This window comes from Streptomyces candidus (assembly GCF_014207445.1).
Classification (GTDB): Bacteria; Actinomycetota; Actinomycetes; order Streptomycetales; family Streptomycetaceae; genus Streptomyces; species Streptomyces candidus.
Genome location: NZ_JACHEM010000010.1, coordinates 176,364 through 190,686 on the forward strand (window position 1 = coordinate 176,364; position 14,323 = coordinate 190,686).

General features: G+C 72.9%; 11 protein-coding genes and 1 pseudogene. 2 read left to right on the forward strand and 10 right to left on the reverse strand.

Features of this window, described 5'->3' with window-relative positions; translation table 11 throughout:
- Positions 1–26: 26 nt before the first annotated feature.
- From HNQ79_RS20060 to HNQ79_RS20085, 7 genes and pseudogenes are all read right to left on the reverse strand, one after another.
- Entirely contained in the window at positions 27–1,481 is a 1,455-nt protein-coding gene (locus HNQ79_RS20060) for a penicillin-binding transpeptidase domain-containing protein (RefSeq protein ID WP_185032981.1), read from the reverse strand.
- Positions 1,478–2,962 (reverse strand): FtsW/RodA/SpoVE family cell cycle protein, encoded by a 1,485-nt coding sequence (locus HNQ79_RS20065; protein WP_185032983.1) that lies wholly within the window; start codon positions 2,960–2,962, stop codon positions 1,478–1,480. Before HNQ79_RS20065 ends, HNQ79_RS20060 begins: the two co-directional genes overlap by 4 nt.
- Positions 2,963–3,058: 96 nt before the next feature.
- Positions 3,059–3,433: an SH3 domain-containing protein gene (locus tag HNQ79_RS20070; protein WP_185032985.1), complete on the reverse strand. Its 375-nt coding sequence runs from the start codon at positions 3,431–3,433 to the stop codon at positions 3,059–3,061.
- Positions 3,434–3,529: 96 nt separating this feature from the next.
- A complete protein-coding gene (locus HNQ79_RS20075; RefSeq protein WP_185032987.1) occupies positions 3,530–4,873 on the reverse strand; it encodes an ATP-binding protein in 1,344 nt (447 codons plus the stop codon).
- A 5-nt stretch (positions 4,874–4,878) separates the two neighbouring features.
- Positions 4,879–5,772: a hypothetical protein gene (locus tag HNQ79_RS20080; RefSeq protein ID WP_185032989.1), complete on the reverse strand. Its 894-nt coding sequence runs from the start codon at positions 5,770–5,772 to the stop codon at positions 4,879–4,881.
- 262 nt (positions 5,773–6,034) lie between these two features.
- A pseudogene (locus HNQ79_RS34785) lies at positions 6,035–6,496 on the reverse strand (sortase domain-containing protein); the annotation flags it as partial.
- 90 nt (positions 6,497–6,586) lie between these two features.
- Complete coding sequence (locus tag HNQ79_RS20085) at positions 6,587–6,925, reverse strand: zinc ribbon domain-containing protein (protein ID WP_185032991.1); 339 nt, start codon at positions 6,923–6,925, stop codon at positions 6,587–6,589.
- A 218-nt stretch (positions 6,926–7,143) separates the two neighbouring features.
- Between HNQ79_RS20085 and HNQ79_RS20090 the strand changes: the two genes are divergently transcribed.
- Positions 7,144–7,923 (forward strand): NERD domain-containing protein, encoded by a 780-nt coding sequence (locus HNQ79_RS20090; protein WP_185032993.1) that lies wholly within the window; start codon positions 7,144–7,146, stop codon positions 7,921–7,923.
- 92 nt (positions 7,924–8,015) lie between these two features.
- Here HNQ79_RS20090 and ligD read toward each other — a convergent pair whose 3' ends face one another.
- Positions 8,016–8,909: a non-homologous end-joining DNA ligase gene (gene ligD / locus HNQ79_RS20095; protein WP_185032995.1), complete on the reverse strand. Its 894-nt coding sequence runs from the start codon at positions 8,907–8,909 to the stop codon at positions 8,016–8,018.
- Positions 8,910–8,942: 33 nt separating this feature from the next.
- Between ligD and ku the strand changes: the two genes are divergently transcribed.
- Complete coding sequence (gene ku / locus HNQ79_RS20100) at positions 8,943–10,106, forward strand: non-homologous end joining protein Ku (RefSeq protein ID WP_185032997.1); 1,164 nt, start codon at positions 8,943–8,945, stop codon at positions 10,104–10,106.
- 81 nt (positions 10,107–10,187) lie between these two features.
- On the opposite strand, the gene HNQ79_RS20105 is transcribed toward ku, so the two are convergent.
- Both HNQ79_RS20105 and HNQ79_RS20110 read right to left on the reverse strand, forming a co-directional pair.
- Complete coding sequence (locus HNQ79_RS20105; protein ID WP_229923692.1) at positions 10,188–12,518, reverse strand: ABC transporter ATP-binding protein; 2,331 nt, start codon at positions 12,516–12,518, stop codon at positions 10,188–10,190.
- Positions 12,515–14,242: an ABC transporter ATP-binding protein gene (locus HNQ79_RS20110; RefSeq protein WP_185032999.1), complete on the reverse strand. Its 1,728-nt coding sequence runs from the start codon at positions 14,240–14,242 to the stop codon at positions 12,515–12,517. The genes HNQ79_RS20105 and HNQ79_RS20110 overlap by 4 nt, the downstream gene beginning before the upstream one ends.
- Between the last annotated feature and the right edge of the window lie 81 nt (positions 14,243–14,323).

Consider the following 14,323-nt stretch of genomic DNA (forward strand, 5'->3'; position numbering starts at 1 on the left):
CACGTCCACCCGTACCCCCCTCCTCGTCAGGACAACGCGGCCCGCATCACCCCGCGCGCGATCGGCGCCGCCAGGCCGCCACCCGTGATCTCCCCCCGTACCGCCGTCGCATCCTCCACCACCACCGCGACCGCCACCCCCGCCTGCCCCGCGTCCGCCTTCTGCGCCCAGGAGATGAACCATGCGTAGGGGATACCGGAGTTCCCCACCCCGTGCTGCGCGGTGCCCGTCTTTCCGCCGACGGTCATCCCGGGAATCGCGGCGTTCTGCCCGGTACCGTTCTCCACGACGTCGACCATCATCCGCTGCAACCGCAGGGCGGTGGAAGGACTCATCACCTGCTGGTACGTCCGGATCCCCCGCTGCGAGACCACGCTTCCGGACCTCGTGCTCGTACTCTCCACCAGGTAGGGGCGGTTGAGGTCGCCGCCATTGGCGACCGCCGCGGCCACCATGGCCATCTGCAGTGGTGTCGCCCGGGTGTCGAACTGACCGATGGACGACAGTGCGAGCTGGTCGGCCGTCATCTCCTTGTCGAAGTTGCTCACGGTCACCGGCGACGGAATCCGGATCCCCCGGTCGTTGAAGCCGAACCGTCCCGCGGTGTCCCGCATCCTGGTCAGCCCGACCCGCACGCCCAGGTTCGCCATCACGGTGTTGCACGAGACGCGGATGGCGTACGCCAGTGACGCCCGCTCGCAGCCGCTCGACTCGTTGGGCAGCGTCGTGCGCGTTCCGGGCAGGACGTACGGGTCCGGTGTGTCCGTCGGCGCGTCCACGTCGGTCACCACGTCCGTGTCCAGGGCCGCCGCAGCCGTCACGATCTTGAAGGTGGAACCGGGCGGATAGGTCTGCCGGATCGCCCGGTTCAGCATGGGCTGGCTGCGCGACGCGTTCAGCCGTGACCAGGCGTTCGCGACGGACGCGTCCGTGCCCGACAGCAGGCCCGGATCGTACGAGGGGCTGCTGACCAGGGCGAGGATGCGTCCTGTGGCGGGTTCGATGGCCGCGACCGCGCCCCGTCGGCCGCCGAGGCCCGTGAACGCGGCCCGCTGCGCCGCCGCCCGGATCGTGGTGGCGACCTGCCCGCCCGGCTGCCGTTTGCGGGTGATCTCGGTCCACAGCGGCAGCGGGGAGAGCATGGGGTCGGTGCCGGAGAGCACGGCGTCCTCGGCTGCCTCGACGAAGGCGGTGCCGTACGTCTGCGAGGCGTAGCCGGTCACCGGGGCGTACAGCGGGCCCTGGAGGTAGGTGCGTTCCCACCTCAGCTGCTCGCCGGTGTCCTTGGAACCCGTCACGGACTTCCCCTCGACGAGGATGTCCCCACGGGGCTGTTCGTAACGGACGATGTTCTTGCGCCGGTTGGCCGGATTGTCGTCGAGTACGTCCGCCTGGAGGACCTGGACGCGAGCGGCGTTGAGGAGGAGGGCGATGAGGAGCAGCAGGCAGCAGGCGGCGGCCCGCCGGATGTAGCGGATCACGGCTTCGGGGCCTCCCGCTTCGGCAACTTCCGCTGTGTGGGGTTCAGTTCGGCCAGATCACGGACCCGCACCGCCGCGACCTCGCCGGTGTCCGCCGTCACCGCCCGCGGGCTGCGTGCCGAGTCGCTGACCCGGATCAGCAGCGCCACGATGATCCAGTTGGTGACGACGGAGGAGCCGCCCTGCGCCAGGAAGGGCATGGCCATGCCGGTCAGCGGGATCAGGCCCATCACGCCGCCCGCGATGACGAAGACCTGGAGCGCCACGATCGAGGCGAGGCCGATCGCCAGGAGGCGGCCGAAGGGATCGCGCAGCGCGAGGCCCGCCCGGTAGCCGCGGGCGACGAAGAGCGCGTACAGCAGGAAGAGGGCGGTGAGGCCGGTCAGGCCGAGTTCCTCGCCGGCCGTCGCGAGGATGAAGTCGGACTTGGCCGCGAAGCCGATGAGGATCGAGTGGCCGAGACCCAGGCCCGTGCCGAGCATGCCGCCGGCCGCGAACGCGAAGAGGGACTGGGCGAGTTGCCCCGGCCCCTGGCCCGCCTCGATGGAAGCGAAGGGGTTGAGCCAGTCGGCGACCCGGCTGTGCACGTGCGGCTCGAACGAGCCGACGGCGTACGCGCCCACGGCCGCGAGCAGCAGACCCACCGCGATCCACCCGGTCCGGCCGGTCGCCACGTACAGCATGATCACGAACAGACCGAAGAAGAGGAGCGAGGTGCCGAGATCGCGCTCCAGGATCAGCACCCCCACGCTCAGCAGCCAGATCGCGACGATCGGGCCCAGTACCCGGCCGGTGGGCAGCTGAAGGCCTTTGAGGAGGAAGGTGCGGCCGGTGTACGCGAGCGCGTGGCGGTTCGCGGCGAGGTAGGCGGCGAAGAAGACGGCGAGCAGGATCTTCGCGAACTCGCCCGGCTGGAAGGAGAATCCGGCCAGCCGGATCCAGATCTTCGCCCCGTTGACCGCCGGGAAGAAGATCGGGATCACCATCAGCACCAGGGCGGCGGCGCAGGAGAGGTAGGCGTAGCGCTGGAGGACGCGATGGTCGCGCAGCAGGACCACGACGGCGATGAACAGGGCCACCCCGAGCGTGGACCAGGTCAGCTGGGTGAAGGCCGCCTGGTCCTCGGGGGTTTCCAGGTCCAGGCGGTAGATGAGGACCAGGCCGATGCCGTTGAGGAGGACGGCGATGGGCAGCAGGAGCGGGTCGGCGTACGGGGCGCGGAAGCGGACCGCGAAGTGTGCGAGGACCGCCAGGACGCCGAGGCCCGCCCCGTACCGCAGGGCGTCGGGAGGTGCGGCGCCGGTCTTGCCGAGGCCGGTCGCGCAGTAGCCGAGCACGGCGATGAAGACGGCGCCGACGAGGAGCGACAGCTCTACTCCGCGACGCTTGGCGAGGCGGACGCCGGGCGGGGGCACTGCCCCGCCCGGCTCGCGCCCGGCCGGTCTGTCGCTGCCCGGCCGGTCCGTCGGCGTGACCTTCATGCCCGGCAACGTAGCAAGCGTTCGGGCTGAATGTCCGTAAATGTCATCGAGGGTGTACGGGAGTCCCGGGGCTGTGCGCGTCGGCCGGGGGCCGGGTCAGCACCAACGCGGGTGGTGGCCTTTCCTCGGGACGATGTACCGGGCGGATCCCCAGGCCCAGGTGCCGTCGGTCAGCTGGTACCACTGGTTGTTGCCTCCGACGTGGTCGCCGCGGGTCTTGCAGAAGATGTGGACGATCGCCCCGTACGGCTCGGTGCGGATGATGCGGCTGCTCCGGGTGGGCTTGTCGCGGAGCTTGAGGCCCGGCTTGGCGATGACGCGGCCCTCGGTGCGCCGGGGGTGCTCGGCGGCAGGGGCGTTTTCCGTGGCCGGGGGAGCGGGGGCGGCGACTGCGGGGGCCGCGGCGAACGCGCCGGTGGCGGCCATCGCGCCCGCGGTGAGGAACAGCGCGGTCTTCTTGAGGATGAGCATGTTGCCTCCTGGGAGGAGAGGCTGGGCCCCGGTGCGGGACGCAGCCCTCAACTCGCTTCGTCCACCCTAGAATCGACACTTATTGATCGCAAAGTGTCACTTTGTGTTGCTTTTTTCTGGCCTGCTCTCGACGGGGCAGGTGGTGGAACCGCCGTACTCGGGCAGTGCGAGCGTCGCCACCGCCCCGCCGCCCGGCGCGTTGTGGAACGTCAGCCGGGCCCCGATCGCCTCCGCCTGACCGAGCGCGATGGTCAGCCCGAGGCCATGTCCGCCCTTGCTGCCGCCCGCCTCGGTGCGGAAGCGCTGGGGGCCGTGCTCCACCAGGTACGCCGGATAGCCGTCACCGTGATCACGCACGGTGACCACCGGCCCCTCCACGGTCAGCAGGACCGGGGCGCGGCCGTGCTTGTGCGCGTTGGCGACGAGATTGCCCAGGACGCGTTCGAGGCGTCGCCGGTCGGTCTCCACATGCGCGTCGCGCACGATCCTGACCTCGGTGGCGGGCGCCGTGCCCGGCGCGGACGCAGGATCCGCCGTACCCGTCGCGCCGGTGCCCCGTACGGCCCGCTCGGCGAGCGGTCCCAGCGGGTGCACGTCCAGCTGGAGCCGCTCGTTGCCCGAGTCGAGCCGGGAGATCTCCAGCAGGTCCTCGGTCAGCCGTCGCAGCGTGGCCACCCGGTCCCGCACCAGCTCGGACGGCCGGCCCGGCGGCAACAGCTCGGCGGCGGCCGTCAGGCCGGTCAGCGGTGTCCGGAGTTCGTGGGCCACGTCGGCGGTGAAGCGCTGCTCGCTGAGCAGCTTGCCCTGGAGGGTCCCGGCCATGGTGTCGAGGGCGCCGGACACCGTGGAGACCTCGTCCTGGTGGCGGGCGGGGTCCCGGTTGCGCGGGTCGTTCACCCGGGCATCGAGGTCGCCCGCGCCGATCCGCCGGGCGACCCGGGCGGTCTGGTGCAGTCTGCGGGTGACCCTGGTGACGGCGAACGCGCCGACCAGGAGCGTCGCCCCGATGGCCAGCACGGACGAGCCGATGATGGCCCGGTCCAGGCCGGTGATGGTCTCGACGCTCTGCCGGTAGTCCATCGCCACGGCGAGCGCGCGCCCGTCCGCGGGCCGGGCCGCCCACATCCGGGGACGGCCTTCGAGGTCGTTCCCCACCTGGCTGCCCTGCTTGCCCTGGAGGGCGAGATCGCGGAGTGCGGAGGGCAGGCCCGGCAGGTCGAGCCCGGCGCCGCGCGGCAGCGCCTCACCCGCCTCGTACGCCTCACTGGCCCGCTCCAGCTTGTCCAGCACCTTCTCGCGGGCCTGTTCCACGGTCTGGTGCGTCACCGACACGTGAACGAGCGCGCCCAGGAAGAAGGCGAGGAGGCAGCAGATGACGGTGAGGAAGGCGAGCGCCTTCCAGGTCAGCGACGCGGTCCAGGCAGGCCACCGCAACCGCATCCGTCTCACCGCTCCCACCGCCCCGCATCGCGCTCCGAGCCGCGTCCGGCTCGCTCCGACTCCGTTACCGTCCCTGCCGTCGGCCCCTTCCCGCCACCGGGGCCGAGCCCTGCCCCTGGCGCCGGCTCCGATCCGGATTCCGGCTCCGGCCCCATGCCCGGTCCGGTGCCCGGCCCCGTCCCATGGCCCGTTCCGCTCTCCGTTCCGGTCTCCGGAGCCGTTCCGCTCTCCGTTCCGGGCGACCAGCCGCTGTGCACGATCTGGTCCTGGGTGGCGAGCATCGCGTGCTGGCGGGCGTCCCAGGTCCAGGCCGTCCGGTACTCGTAACCGGAGATTCCGGCGGGCACTCTCAGCACCAGGTCCCGGCCCGCGAAGGCCACGCTGATCACGGCGTCCGACGTGCCCAGGATCCGGGTCAGCCCGCCCTCCTCGGCGAGGTACGCCCGTATCGCCAACTGGCCCTGCGGCATGGTGACGCCGATGATCAGCTCGTCGCGCCCGTCGCCCGTCAGGTCGCGGTAGTACGGGGGCAGCACCGGACACTCCCGCGGCTTCTCGCGGCAGGCGTCCAGCTTCGTCACCGTGTCCTTGTAGAGGCCCGTGGGGCCGCTGTACGTATCGGGGTGCGCGGCCGTCTCCGCCTTCACCACCGCCACCGGGTCCACCTTGTGCACATCGCCGTCCGGCACCTCGATGCCCTCGGCCCGCTCCGTCTCTCCCACCCCGTAGTCCTCGGCGGGAGCCTTGGCGGGCGGCAGGGTCGGCCACAGCCGCACCGGCCCGACGGCCGTCGGTACGGCCCCCGCGCTCTTCAGCTCGCCCGCTTGCGCGCAGCCGACGGCGGCCCCGGCCAGGAGCACCAGAGCTGCGGCGGCCCGCACGGCCCGTGCCGGCAGCATGCGCGAGGCCGGGGCGGGGTGCGCCGCGGGACGGGCCCGAAAGACGGGCCCCGCCCTTCGGGCCGGGCCCGGACGCCGACCGGGCCGACGCGGTTGGACGATCAAGGACTCCCCTCCCTGCCGGCGCACTGCTGCACGCGGTCGGCTCAGAAGATGATGGTGTCGGAGCGACGGCCGTTCTTGATCGGGCCTTCGCAGGTGATGAGCCGTAGCTCGGGGCGGTCGGTCTTCCCATAGACCTTTTCGTAGGTAAGTCCTTTTTGTCTACTTGTCGGATCTCGCGGATCCCGAACCCGACGGTGCTGCCGTCCGCCCGGTCGACGTCGATCGGGTCGCCGACGGCCACCCTGGCGACATCGCGGGGCACGGCCGGGCCCCTTGCGGTGTCGTAGTGCGCGACCAGGATCGAGGCGCCCGTCCCGCCGGGGGTGACCGAGCCGGTGTACCAGCCGGGCCTCCCGGCGTCGGCGACCGGCGGAACCTCCCGCGGTTGGTCCTCGTCCAGGTCCAGGCCGGGCACGGTGCTCGCGCGTACCCCCGCGGCGGGGACGGACAGCCCGGCCGGGAGGGCTTGAGTGCGTCCCCGGCCTTGTTCTGGCCCTGCCCCTGGTCCGGGTGTTGTTCCTGGCCCGGGACGGAGGGCCCGGAAGAGGCGGGGTCGGCGGTGACGTTCCTGACGTGCACGTCCGGCACCGGGACGGTCGGCCTGCCACTCCCGGTGCAAGCGACGTGGAAGCTCACCCCTCTTGTCACGGCCGACCGACGGTGCTCGTCGCCGCGGAGTGCACCCCGCCCCCGGGGTTCTCAGGGGCTACTACTGGTAGGGATTCTGCTGCCGGGGCGTTTCGCCGGGTCCCTGGCCGTGCGCCTGATTCCCGCCGTGGACTCCCGGTGGTCCCTGCATGCCCGGCTCCCCCTGGACGGCCTGCGTCCGGAGGCGCTCGGCCTCGTCGCGCTCCACCCGCCGCTCGGCCCCGCAGAACGTGCACTGGGTGGTGTACTTCGACGAGACCGTGAACAACGGGACGAAGAACAGCGTGAACTTCGTGACCCGCTTGCGCAGCGCGTGCGCCGCCGGGTTGCCGCACTGCCCGCACAGCAGCATCAGCATCGCCATCTGGTGGACGTACCCCTTGGTGCCAAAGATGATCATCGCGCCCCCGATCCCCGGACGCGTTGCCCGCGCCTCGGCCGGTACCGCTCCGGCCGTACCCGGAGAACGCCCCGCGTGCCCGTCGAGTTCCCGCCGGTCACCGGAAACGGCCGTGCGGCGGCCCGGCTCGGTCGACTCCCGGTCAACTCCCTTCCGTAATTGTTCAGTTGTTGCCCCGAAGCCCTTCCTCCTGTTCCCATGTCAGGGGGTGATGGACGATGAAGCCACTGCGCGTCGTACCCGGCCGCGGTCCGGTCGGCGCCCGGCTGTACGTCGGTCTCGCCGACGGCCGCAGCCTCGCCTGGTACGACCGGGACACCGGCCGGGTGAGCCTGCTCGCGGACGGGCGGCGCGACGACGTGCTGGCCGCGCTCGCGCCGTACGTCACCGGCCCCGTCACCGTCGGCCCGCCGCCCGTCCCCACCCCTGCCGACCTGGTGCGCCTCGCCCTGCACCCGGACGACGACCTGGCTCCCAACCGTCCCGGCGAGGCCCTGCACACCGCGCTCGCCGACGTTCCGCCCGCCCGCCGCTTCCGCTCCGATCCGCGCCGCGAGCGCCTCGCCGCCCTGCAAGCCGTCGGCGACGAACTCGACACCCTGGAGGGGGCGGGCTGGCGCGTCCTGCACAGCGTTCCGCTCCCCGGGCAGGCTCACCTCGACCACCTCCTGATCGGCCCTGCCGGTCCCTTCTCCGTCCACACCGTTCCCGGCCGCCGCCGCTTCCACGCCGACACCCCCGCCGGCGCGACCCATCTGCGCCGCGCGGCCCGCGACGCCGAACGCGCCTCCTTCGTGCTCGCGGCGGCCGTCCGCCCGGTGCTGGCCGTGGCCGGGACCTCCCGCGTCGACGCCGGGCCACCGTCCGGCGACGTACTCCTGCTGTCCGAGAGGGAGGCCCGGACCGCCCTGGCCCGCCTGGGCGGCGTACTGAAGCCGGCCGACATCGAGTCCCTGTACGCGTCGGCCCGCGACCGGCACACCTGGCTGCGGGCATAGCACCTCGTCCGCGGGGTGCCTGCGGCTTCGCGAAGGCCACAGCGCCCGCGCCCGGTCCCGGTGTCCAAACGGCGGGGAGCCCGCGCGATGCCTCACGGGGCCGGCAGGGCCCGCGCCCGGTTGGGGTCGAGCAGTGGTCCGAGGAGATCGCCGTGCCTCTGCAGCCGTACGGGGACGTCCGGCGCCCGGAAGGTCAGCGACGCCGGGGCCGTCCGCCCCGCCTCCACCTCCTCCCACGTCACCGGCGTGGACACGGTCGGCTCGGCCCTCGCCCGGAGGGTGTAGGGCGCGGCGGTCGTCTTCGCCGCGGAGTTCTGACTGAAGTCCACGAACACCCGCCCCTTGCGCAGTGCCCGCGTCATCCGGTGCACCACCAGCCCCGGCAGGGACGCCTCCGCCTCGACCGCGAGCGCCTTCGCGTACGCGCTCACCTGCTCCGACGGCGTGGGCTCCACCGGCACCAGCATGTGCAGCCCCTTGGACCCCGACGTCTTCACCCACGCCCCCAGCCCGTCGGCGCCCAGCCGCTCCCGCAGCCACAGCGCCACCTCGCAGCACTCCGCCACCGTCGCGGGAGCCCCGGGGTCCAGATCGAACACCATCCGGTCGGCGATCGCGGGGCTCTCCGCCCGCCACTGCGGAACATGGAACTCCACCACCAGGTTCGCCGCCCACATCAGCGTCGGGAGGTCCGCCACCAGCACCTGCCGCGACAGCACCCCCTCCGAACGGGTGACCTCCACCGTCCGGACCCACGAGGGTTTGCCCGGCGGTGGATTCTTCGCGAAGAACGTCTCGCCCTCCACCCCGTCCGGGTAGCGCAGGAAGGACATCGGCCGGTCGTGCACATGGGCCAGCAGTGCCCCGGCCGTGGTGGCGACGTAGTGCAGCACCTCGCCCTTCGTCGTGCCGGTGGCCGGATAGAGCACCTTCTCCAGATTGCTGAGGGCCAGCCGCCGACCCTCCACCTCCGTCATAGGGGACATAGCATAAGAATCCCACCGAAAGGGATCACGGGCATGAGGTCGATCTGGAACGGCAGCATCTCCTTCGGGCTGGTGAGCATCCCGATCAAGCTCTTCAACGCGACCGAGAGCCACGCCGTCTCGTTCCGCCAGATCCACACCGCCGACGGCGGACGCATCCGCTACCGCAAGGTGTGCGAACTGGACAACGAGGAGGTCGAGTCCGCCGAGATCGCCAAGGGGTACGAGGACGCCGACGGCTCGGTCATCCCGATCACGGACGAGGACCTGGCCGCCCTCCCACTGCCCACTGCCCGCACGATCGAAATCGTCGCCTTCGTTCCGCTGGCCTCCATCGACCCCCTCCAGATGGGCCAGGCGTACTACCTCTCCGCCAACGGGGTCCCGGCCGCCAAGCCGTACTCCCTCCTGCGCGAGGCGCTGTCCCGCAGCCGCAAGGTGGCCATCGCGAAGTTCGCCCTGCGCGGGCGCGAGCGCCTCGGCATGCTCCGCGTCGTCGACGACGTCATCGCCATGCACGGGCTGCTGTGGCCGGACGAGATCCGCCGCCCGGAGGGTGTCGCACCGGAGACCGACGTCACCGTCCGCGACGCCGAACTCGATCTGGCGGACGCCCTGATGGACACCCTCGGCGAGATCGACCTCGACACACTCCACGACGACTACCGCGAAGCCGTCGAAGAACTCATCGCGGCGAAGGCCGAGAGCGGCGGGGCCGTTACGCCCGCCGAGCCGGACTCGGGAACAGGCGGAGCCAAGGTCATCGATCTGATGGCCGCTCTGGAGAACAGCGTCCGCGCGGCCAGGACCTCCCGGGGCGAACACTCGGACGGTGCGGAGGGCGAGGACGGACAGAACGCGAAGGTGACCGACCTCAAGTCCCGCAAGAAGACCTCGGCCCGGAAGCCGGCGCCGGACAAGACGGCCGGCGCGACGACGCGGAAGAGGACCACGGCCTCCGGAACGAAGAAGACGGCAGCCAAGAAGACGACCGGTCCCAAGACGACCGGTACCAAGACGACCAGTACCAAGGCGACGGGATCCAAGACGACGGGGACGGCTGCCAAGGCGACGGCCAAGAAGCCGACGGCGGCGAAGAAGTCGACCGCGACGAAGAAGTCGACGGCGGCGAAGAGTACGGCGACGAAGAAGGCCCCGGCCGCGAAGACCTCCGCAAGGAAGCGGGCGTCCGCCTGATCGGCGGGACGGCGTCCCGCACGCCCGTCGCGCACCTCGCACGCCTGTCGCGCGTCCCGCACGCACCCCCTCGCCTCGCGGTCAGGCCTCCACGGCCGATCGCGGCACCTGATCGCCCCCCGGCCGTCGGCCGCCCGAGTCGCCGACCGACGGAGCCTCGGACGACGCACTCCCGGGCAGCGCGCCTCCACGCGGTCCATCCCCGGGCGGCCGGTTCCCCGCGCCATCGGCGGGCAGTGCCCCGGACGTCCCGCTTCCCTGTGCACCGTCCTCGGACGAGCCGCTCCGGCGCACCCCGTCCTCCGACGAGCGGCTCTCATACGTCCCGTCCTTCGCCGACCCGCCCCCGCTCGCCCCGTTCCCGGCCGGCCTCCTGCTGTCCGACCAGGCCGACCAGAGCGTGGCGTACCGCCCGCCCGCGGCCACCAACTCCTCGTGCGTCCCCGTCTCGACGACGCGGCCGTCGTCGAGCACCACGACCCGGTCCGCCGTCGCGGCCTGCGGCAGCCGGTGCGCGACCAGTATTCCGGTACGACCCTCCAGCGCCCGCGTCGCGGCCGTCTCCAGGACGCGCGCGCCCGCGCTGCCCGCGTCCGCGGTGGCCTCGTCGAGGATCGCGATCGGCGGATCGGCGAGCACGAGGCGGGCCAGCGCCATCTGCTGGGCCTGGGTCACGGTGAGCCGGTGGCCCCCCTCGCCGACCGTCGTCGCCGTCCCGTCGGGCAGCGCGTTCGCCCATTCCAGGGCGCCGACCCGGTCGAGCGCGGCGCGCAACTCCTCGTCGGTGGCGCCCGGCCGGGCCAGCCGCAGGTCCTCGGCCAGCGGCCCGGCGAACACGTGGACCTCCTGGCTGATCAGCGTTACCGCCCGCCGTACGCCCTCGGGCCCCAGGTCCCGGGCATCGACGCCGCCGAGGGCCACCGTCCCGGAGGTCGGCCGGTGCACGCCCGCGATCAGCTTCGCCAGGGTGGTCTTGCCGGCGCCGCTCGCACCGACCAGGGCGACCCGCTCACCGCTGCGTATCTCCAGGTCGACGTCGTGCAGCACCGGATGCCCGGGTGCGTACGCGTGGCCGAGCGCGGAGACCCGTACGGAACCGTCCCCCGGCCGCGCGGCGGCACGGCCGTGCCGCGCCTCGCGCTCGTCCGCCAGTTCCGTCACTCCCACCAGGCGCGCCAGGCTCGCCCCCGCCGACTGCGCCTCGTCGATCAGGAACAGTGCCGCGTTGACGGGGTTGAACAGGCTGTGGAAGTAGAGGGCAGCCGCGGTCGCCGTGCCGATGCTCACGGCCCCGTCCTCGACGAGCACGAAACCGGTGGCCAGGACGGCGGCCAGACCGACGTACTCGGCGATGTTGAGCCGCGAGAAGAAACCGGAGACGAGCCGGATGCCGCGTACCGCGATGTCCACCGACTCCTGCGAGCGCTGCTCCAGCTCCCGCGTGTGTACGGAGTTCAGCCGGAACGCCCGCACGGTCCGCACCCCGCCCACGCTGTCCAGGAGCTGGTGCTGCAGGGCGCCCGCCGCCACCCGGTGCGCGGCGTACACGGGCGTGGAGCGCGGCAGGTACCACCGCACCGTCAGCACATGGATCGGGACCACCACCAGCACGGCGAGCAGGAACCGCCAGTCCAGCACCGCCAGCCCGACCAGCGTCAGAACGATGGTGAGGGCGGCGGTGCCGAACTCCGGCAGAGCCTGCCGCACCGCCTTCGCCATCAGCGCCACGTCCCCGGTCACCCGGGACGTCAGATCGCCCGAACCGGCCTTCTCCACGCGTTCGAGCGGAAGGTGCAGCGCGCGCTCGACGAAACGTTCCCGCAGCCCGGCCAGTACGGTCTCGCCGAGCCGCGCCACCAGCGAGGTGCCGACCGCGGTGGCGATGCCCCGCGTCACCGCGACGACGAGCAGCAACACCATCGGCAGCACCAGCGAACCCGCGCCCCGCCGCTCCACGACCAGGTCGACGATGCGGCCCAGCAGGGGAGCGGTCAGCAGGCCGATGGCCGTGCCGACGACCAGCACGGCCAGCGCACCCACCGCCGCGAGACGATGCCGCCGCAGCAGCACACCGACGGCGGCCCGGGTCTGCGCACCGGAGGCAACGGGCAGCAACTCCCGCGCAGGAGCGTGGAGTTCCTCGCCCCCGGGCGCGTCACCCGAGTCCGCGCATGCGTCGCCCGGACCGGCGCCCGGCTGTGCGCCACGCCGCCCGGGCGTCACGTCGCCGCTTCCGCAGCGCTCGGCGTCCGGCCCGGCGCGGCCGTTGTCCTGCGCCGTGCCCGCGCCCTTCTCCTCCGTCATGCCCGTACCCTTCGCCCTGCTCGTGCCCGTACCTGCCGCCGCACCCGGGGGCGTGGCGCTCCCGCCCGCACCCGCCGCCGCGTCCCCGCGTTCGCGTCCGTTCGTCATGCCAGCACCGCCGAGCGGTACGACTCGTTCGCCGCGACCAGGTCCGGGTGGCGGCCCTCCGCGACGACGACGCCCCCGTCGAGGACCACCACCCGGTCGGTGACGGCCAGCAGGGCGGGGCTGGTGGTGACCAGGAGGGTGGTGCGCCCGCGCCGGAACTCCCGCAGCCGGGCGGCGATCCTGGACTCGGTGACCGTGTCCACGGCCGTGGTCGGGTCGTGCAGTACCAGTACGGGACGGTCCGCGGCGAACGCCCTGGCGAGCGCCACCCGCTGCCGCTGCCCACCGGAGAGCGACCGCCCGCGTTCGGTGAAGACGCTGTCGACGCCGTCTGGCAGGGCGGCGGCGACCTCGTCCGCGGCGGCGGCGCCCATGGCCTCGCCGACGGCGTCCGCGCCGACGGACGTTCCGGCCCGTACGTTGTCGAGCAGGCTGCGCTCGAAGAGGTCCGCGTCGTGGTGTGCGACGAGGATGGACTGCCGTACGACGTCGGGACCGAGCGCGGTCAGCGGCGTTCCGTCGAGTTCCACCGTGCCCGCTTCGGGATCGCGTTCCCGCCCGAGGCACCGCAGCAGATCCTCCGCAGCCGCCGGGTCCCTGGCGACGACGCCGACGAGGCTGCCGGCCGCGACGTCGAAATCGACCCCGCGCAACGCCCCCTGCGCCACCCCGTGCAAGCGCAGCCTCCCCACGGTCGCACCACCGGCCGCGTCCACCCGTCGCGCCCCTGCCGCGCCCCCGGTCCCGGAGTCCCCCACCGCCGCCGGCGACCCCAGTACCTCCGCGATCCGCCCGGCCGACGCACGCCCCTGGGCGAACTCCCCGTTCACGTACGTGAGCAGCTGGAACGGCCCGAGCAGGAACTGGGCGAGCCCCACAGCCGCCACCAGTTCGCCCACGCTGATCGTCCCGCGCATCGCGAGGTGCGCGCCGACCAGACCGATGGCCGCGATGAAGATCCCGGTCAGCGCGAGGATCGCACCGTCGTGCCACGCCCTGCTCCCTGCGGCCCGGAGCGCCGCCGCGAGCGAGTCCCGGCTGGTCCGCCGGTACCGGGCCACCGCGGCCGATTCCGCACCGATCCCCTTGAGCACCCGCAGCCCGGCGACCAGGTCCGCGGCCACGCCCGAAGCGTGCGCGGCCCGTTCCTGCTCGTCCTCGCTGCGCCGTTCCAGAGGCCGGCTGATCCGGTGCCCGAGCCACATCAGGGGCGGTATCCCGACCAGGACCAGCAGGCCCAGCGGCACCGAGATGCGCAACAGCGCCACCGCGCTGACGATCAGCCCGGCGACCGCGGACACGAAGTACGGCAGTACGCCCACCACCCCGCCCACCCGCTTCGCGTCCCCGGTGGCGACGGCGGTCAGCTCGCCCGGCAGCCGCCCCTTGTCCGCCCCGCCGCGCGGGTCGAGCACCCGCGCGCCGAGGTCGAGCCGCAACTGGTGGGCGGCCTGTTCACCGGCCTGCTCGGCGATCCTGGCGGAGGTGCGGTAGCACGTCGAGAGGACGAAGAAGAGCGCGGCCAGCACCAACAGCCAGCGGAGCAGGGCCCCGGAGGCCCCGGTGGCCACCGCGTCGTCGATGACGACGCCGATGACGACGGGCACCATCGCCTCCGACCCCTGATGGCCCACGGCGAGCAGCGAGGCCGCCGCGACCTGCCGCCGCCGTCCTCCGATCGCCCTCCGGAGGACATGACTCCCCGCCGGTCCTGCGTCGCGCATGCGGATCTCCCACTGTGACGGCCATGTGCCCGGACGCCGGTCGTCCGGCGATCGGCCGAGGCCATGGTGCTGCCCCGTACG

What these genes read in the sequence shown, in the direction of transcription:
- HNQ79_RS20065 (WP_185032983.1), bottom strand. Translation starts at nt 2,962, where the DNA reads ATGAAGGTCACGCCGACGGACCGGCCGGGCAGCGACAGACCGGCCGGG.
- HNQ79_RS20070 (WP_185032985.1), bottom strand. Translation starts at nt 3,433, where the DNA reads ATGCTCATCCTCAAGAAGACCGCGCTGTTCCTCACCGCGGGCGCGATG.
- HNQ79_RS20075 (WP_185032987.1), bottom strand. Translation starts at nt 4,873, where the DNA reads ATGCGGTTGCGGTGGCCTGCCTGGACCGCGTCGCTGACCTGGAAGGCG.
- HNQ79_RS20080 (WP_185032989.1), bottom strand. Translation starts at nt 5,772, where the DNA reads ATGCTGCCGGCACGGGCCGTGCGGGCCGCCGCAGCTCTGGTGCTCCTG.
- HNQ79_RS20085 (WP_185032991.1), bottom strand. Translation starts at nt 6,925, where the DNA reads ATGATCATCTTTGGCACCAAGGGGTACGTCCACCAGATGGCGATGCTG.
- HNQ79_RS20090 (WP_185032993.1), top strand. Translation starts at nt 7,144, where the DNA reads ATGAAGCCACTGCGCGTCGTACCCGGCCGCGGTCCGGTCGGCGCCCGG.
- ligD (WP_185032995.1), bottom strand. Translation starts at nt 8,909, where the DNA reads ATGTCCCCTATGACGGAGGTGGAGGGTCGGCGGCTGGCCCTCAGCAAT.
- ku (WP_185032997.1), top strand. Translation starts at nt 8,943, where the DNA reads ATGAGGTCGATCTGGAACGGCAGCATCTCCTTCGGGCTGGTGAGCATC.
- HNQ79_RS20105 (WP_229923692.1), bottom strand. Translation starts at nt 12,518, where the DNA reads ATGACGAACGGACGCGAACGCGGGGACGCGGCGGCGGGTGCGGGCGGG.
- HNQ79_RS20110 (WP_185032999.1), bottom strand. Translation starts at nt 14,242, where the DNA reads ATGCGCGACGCAGGACCGGCGGGGAGTCATGTCCTCCGGAGGGCGATC.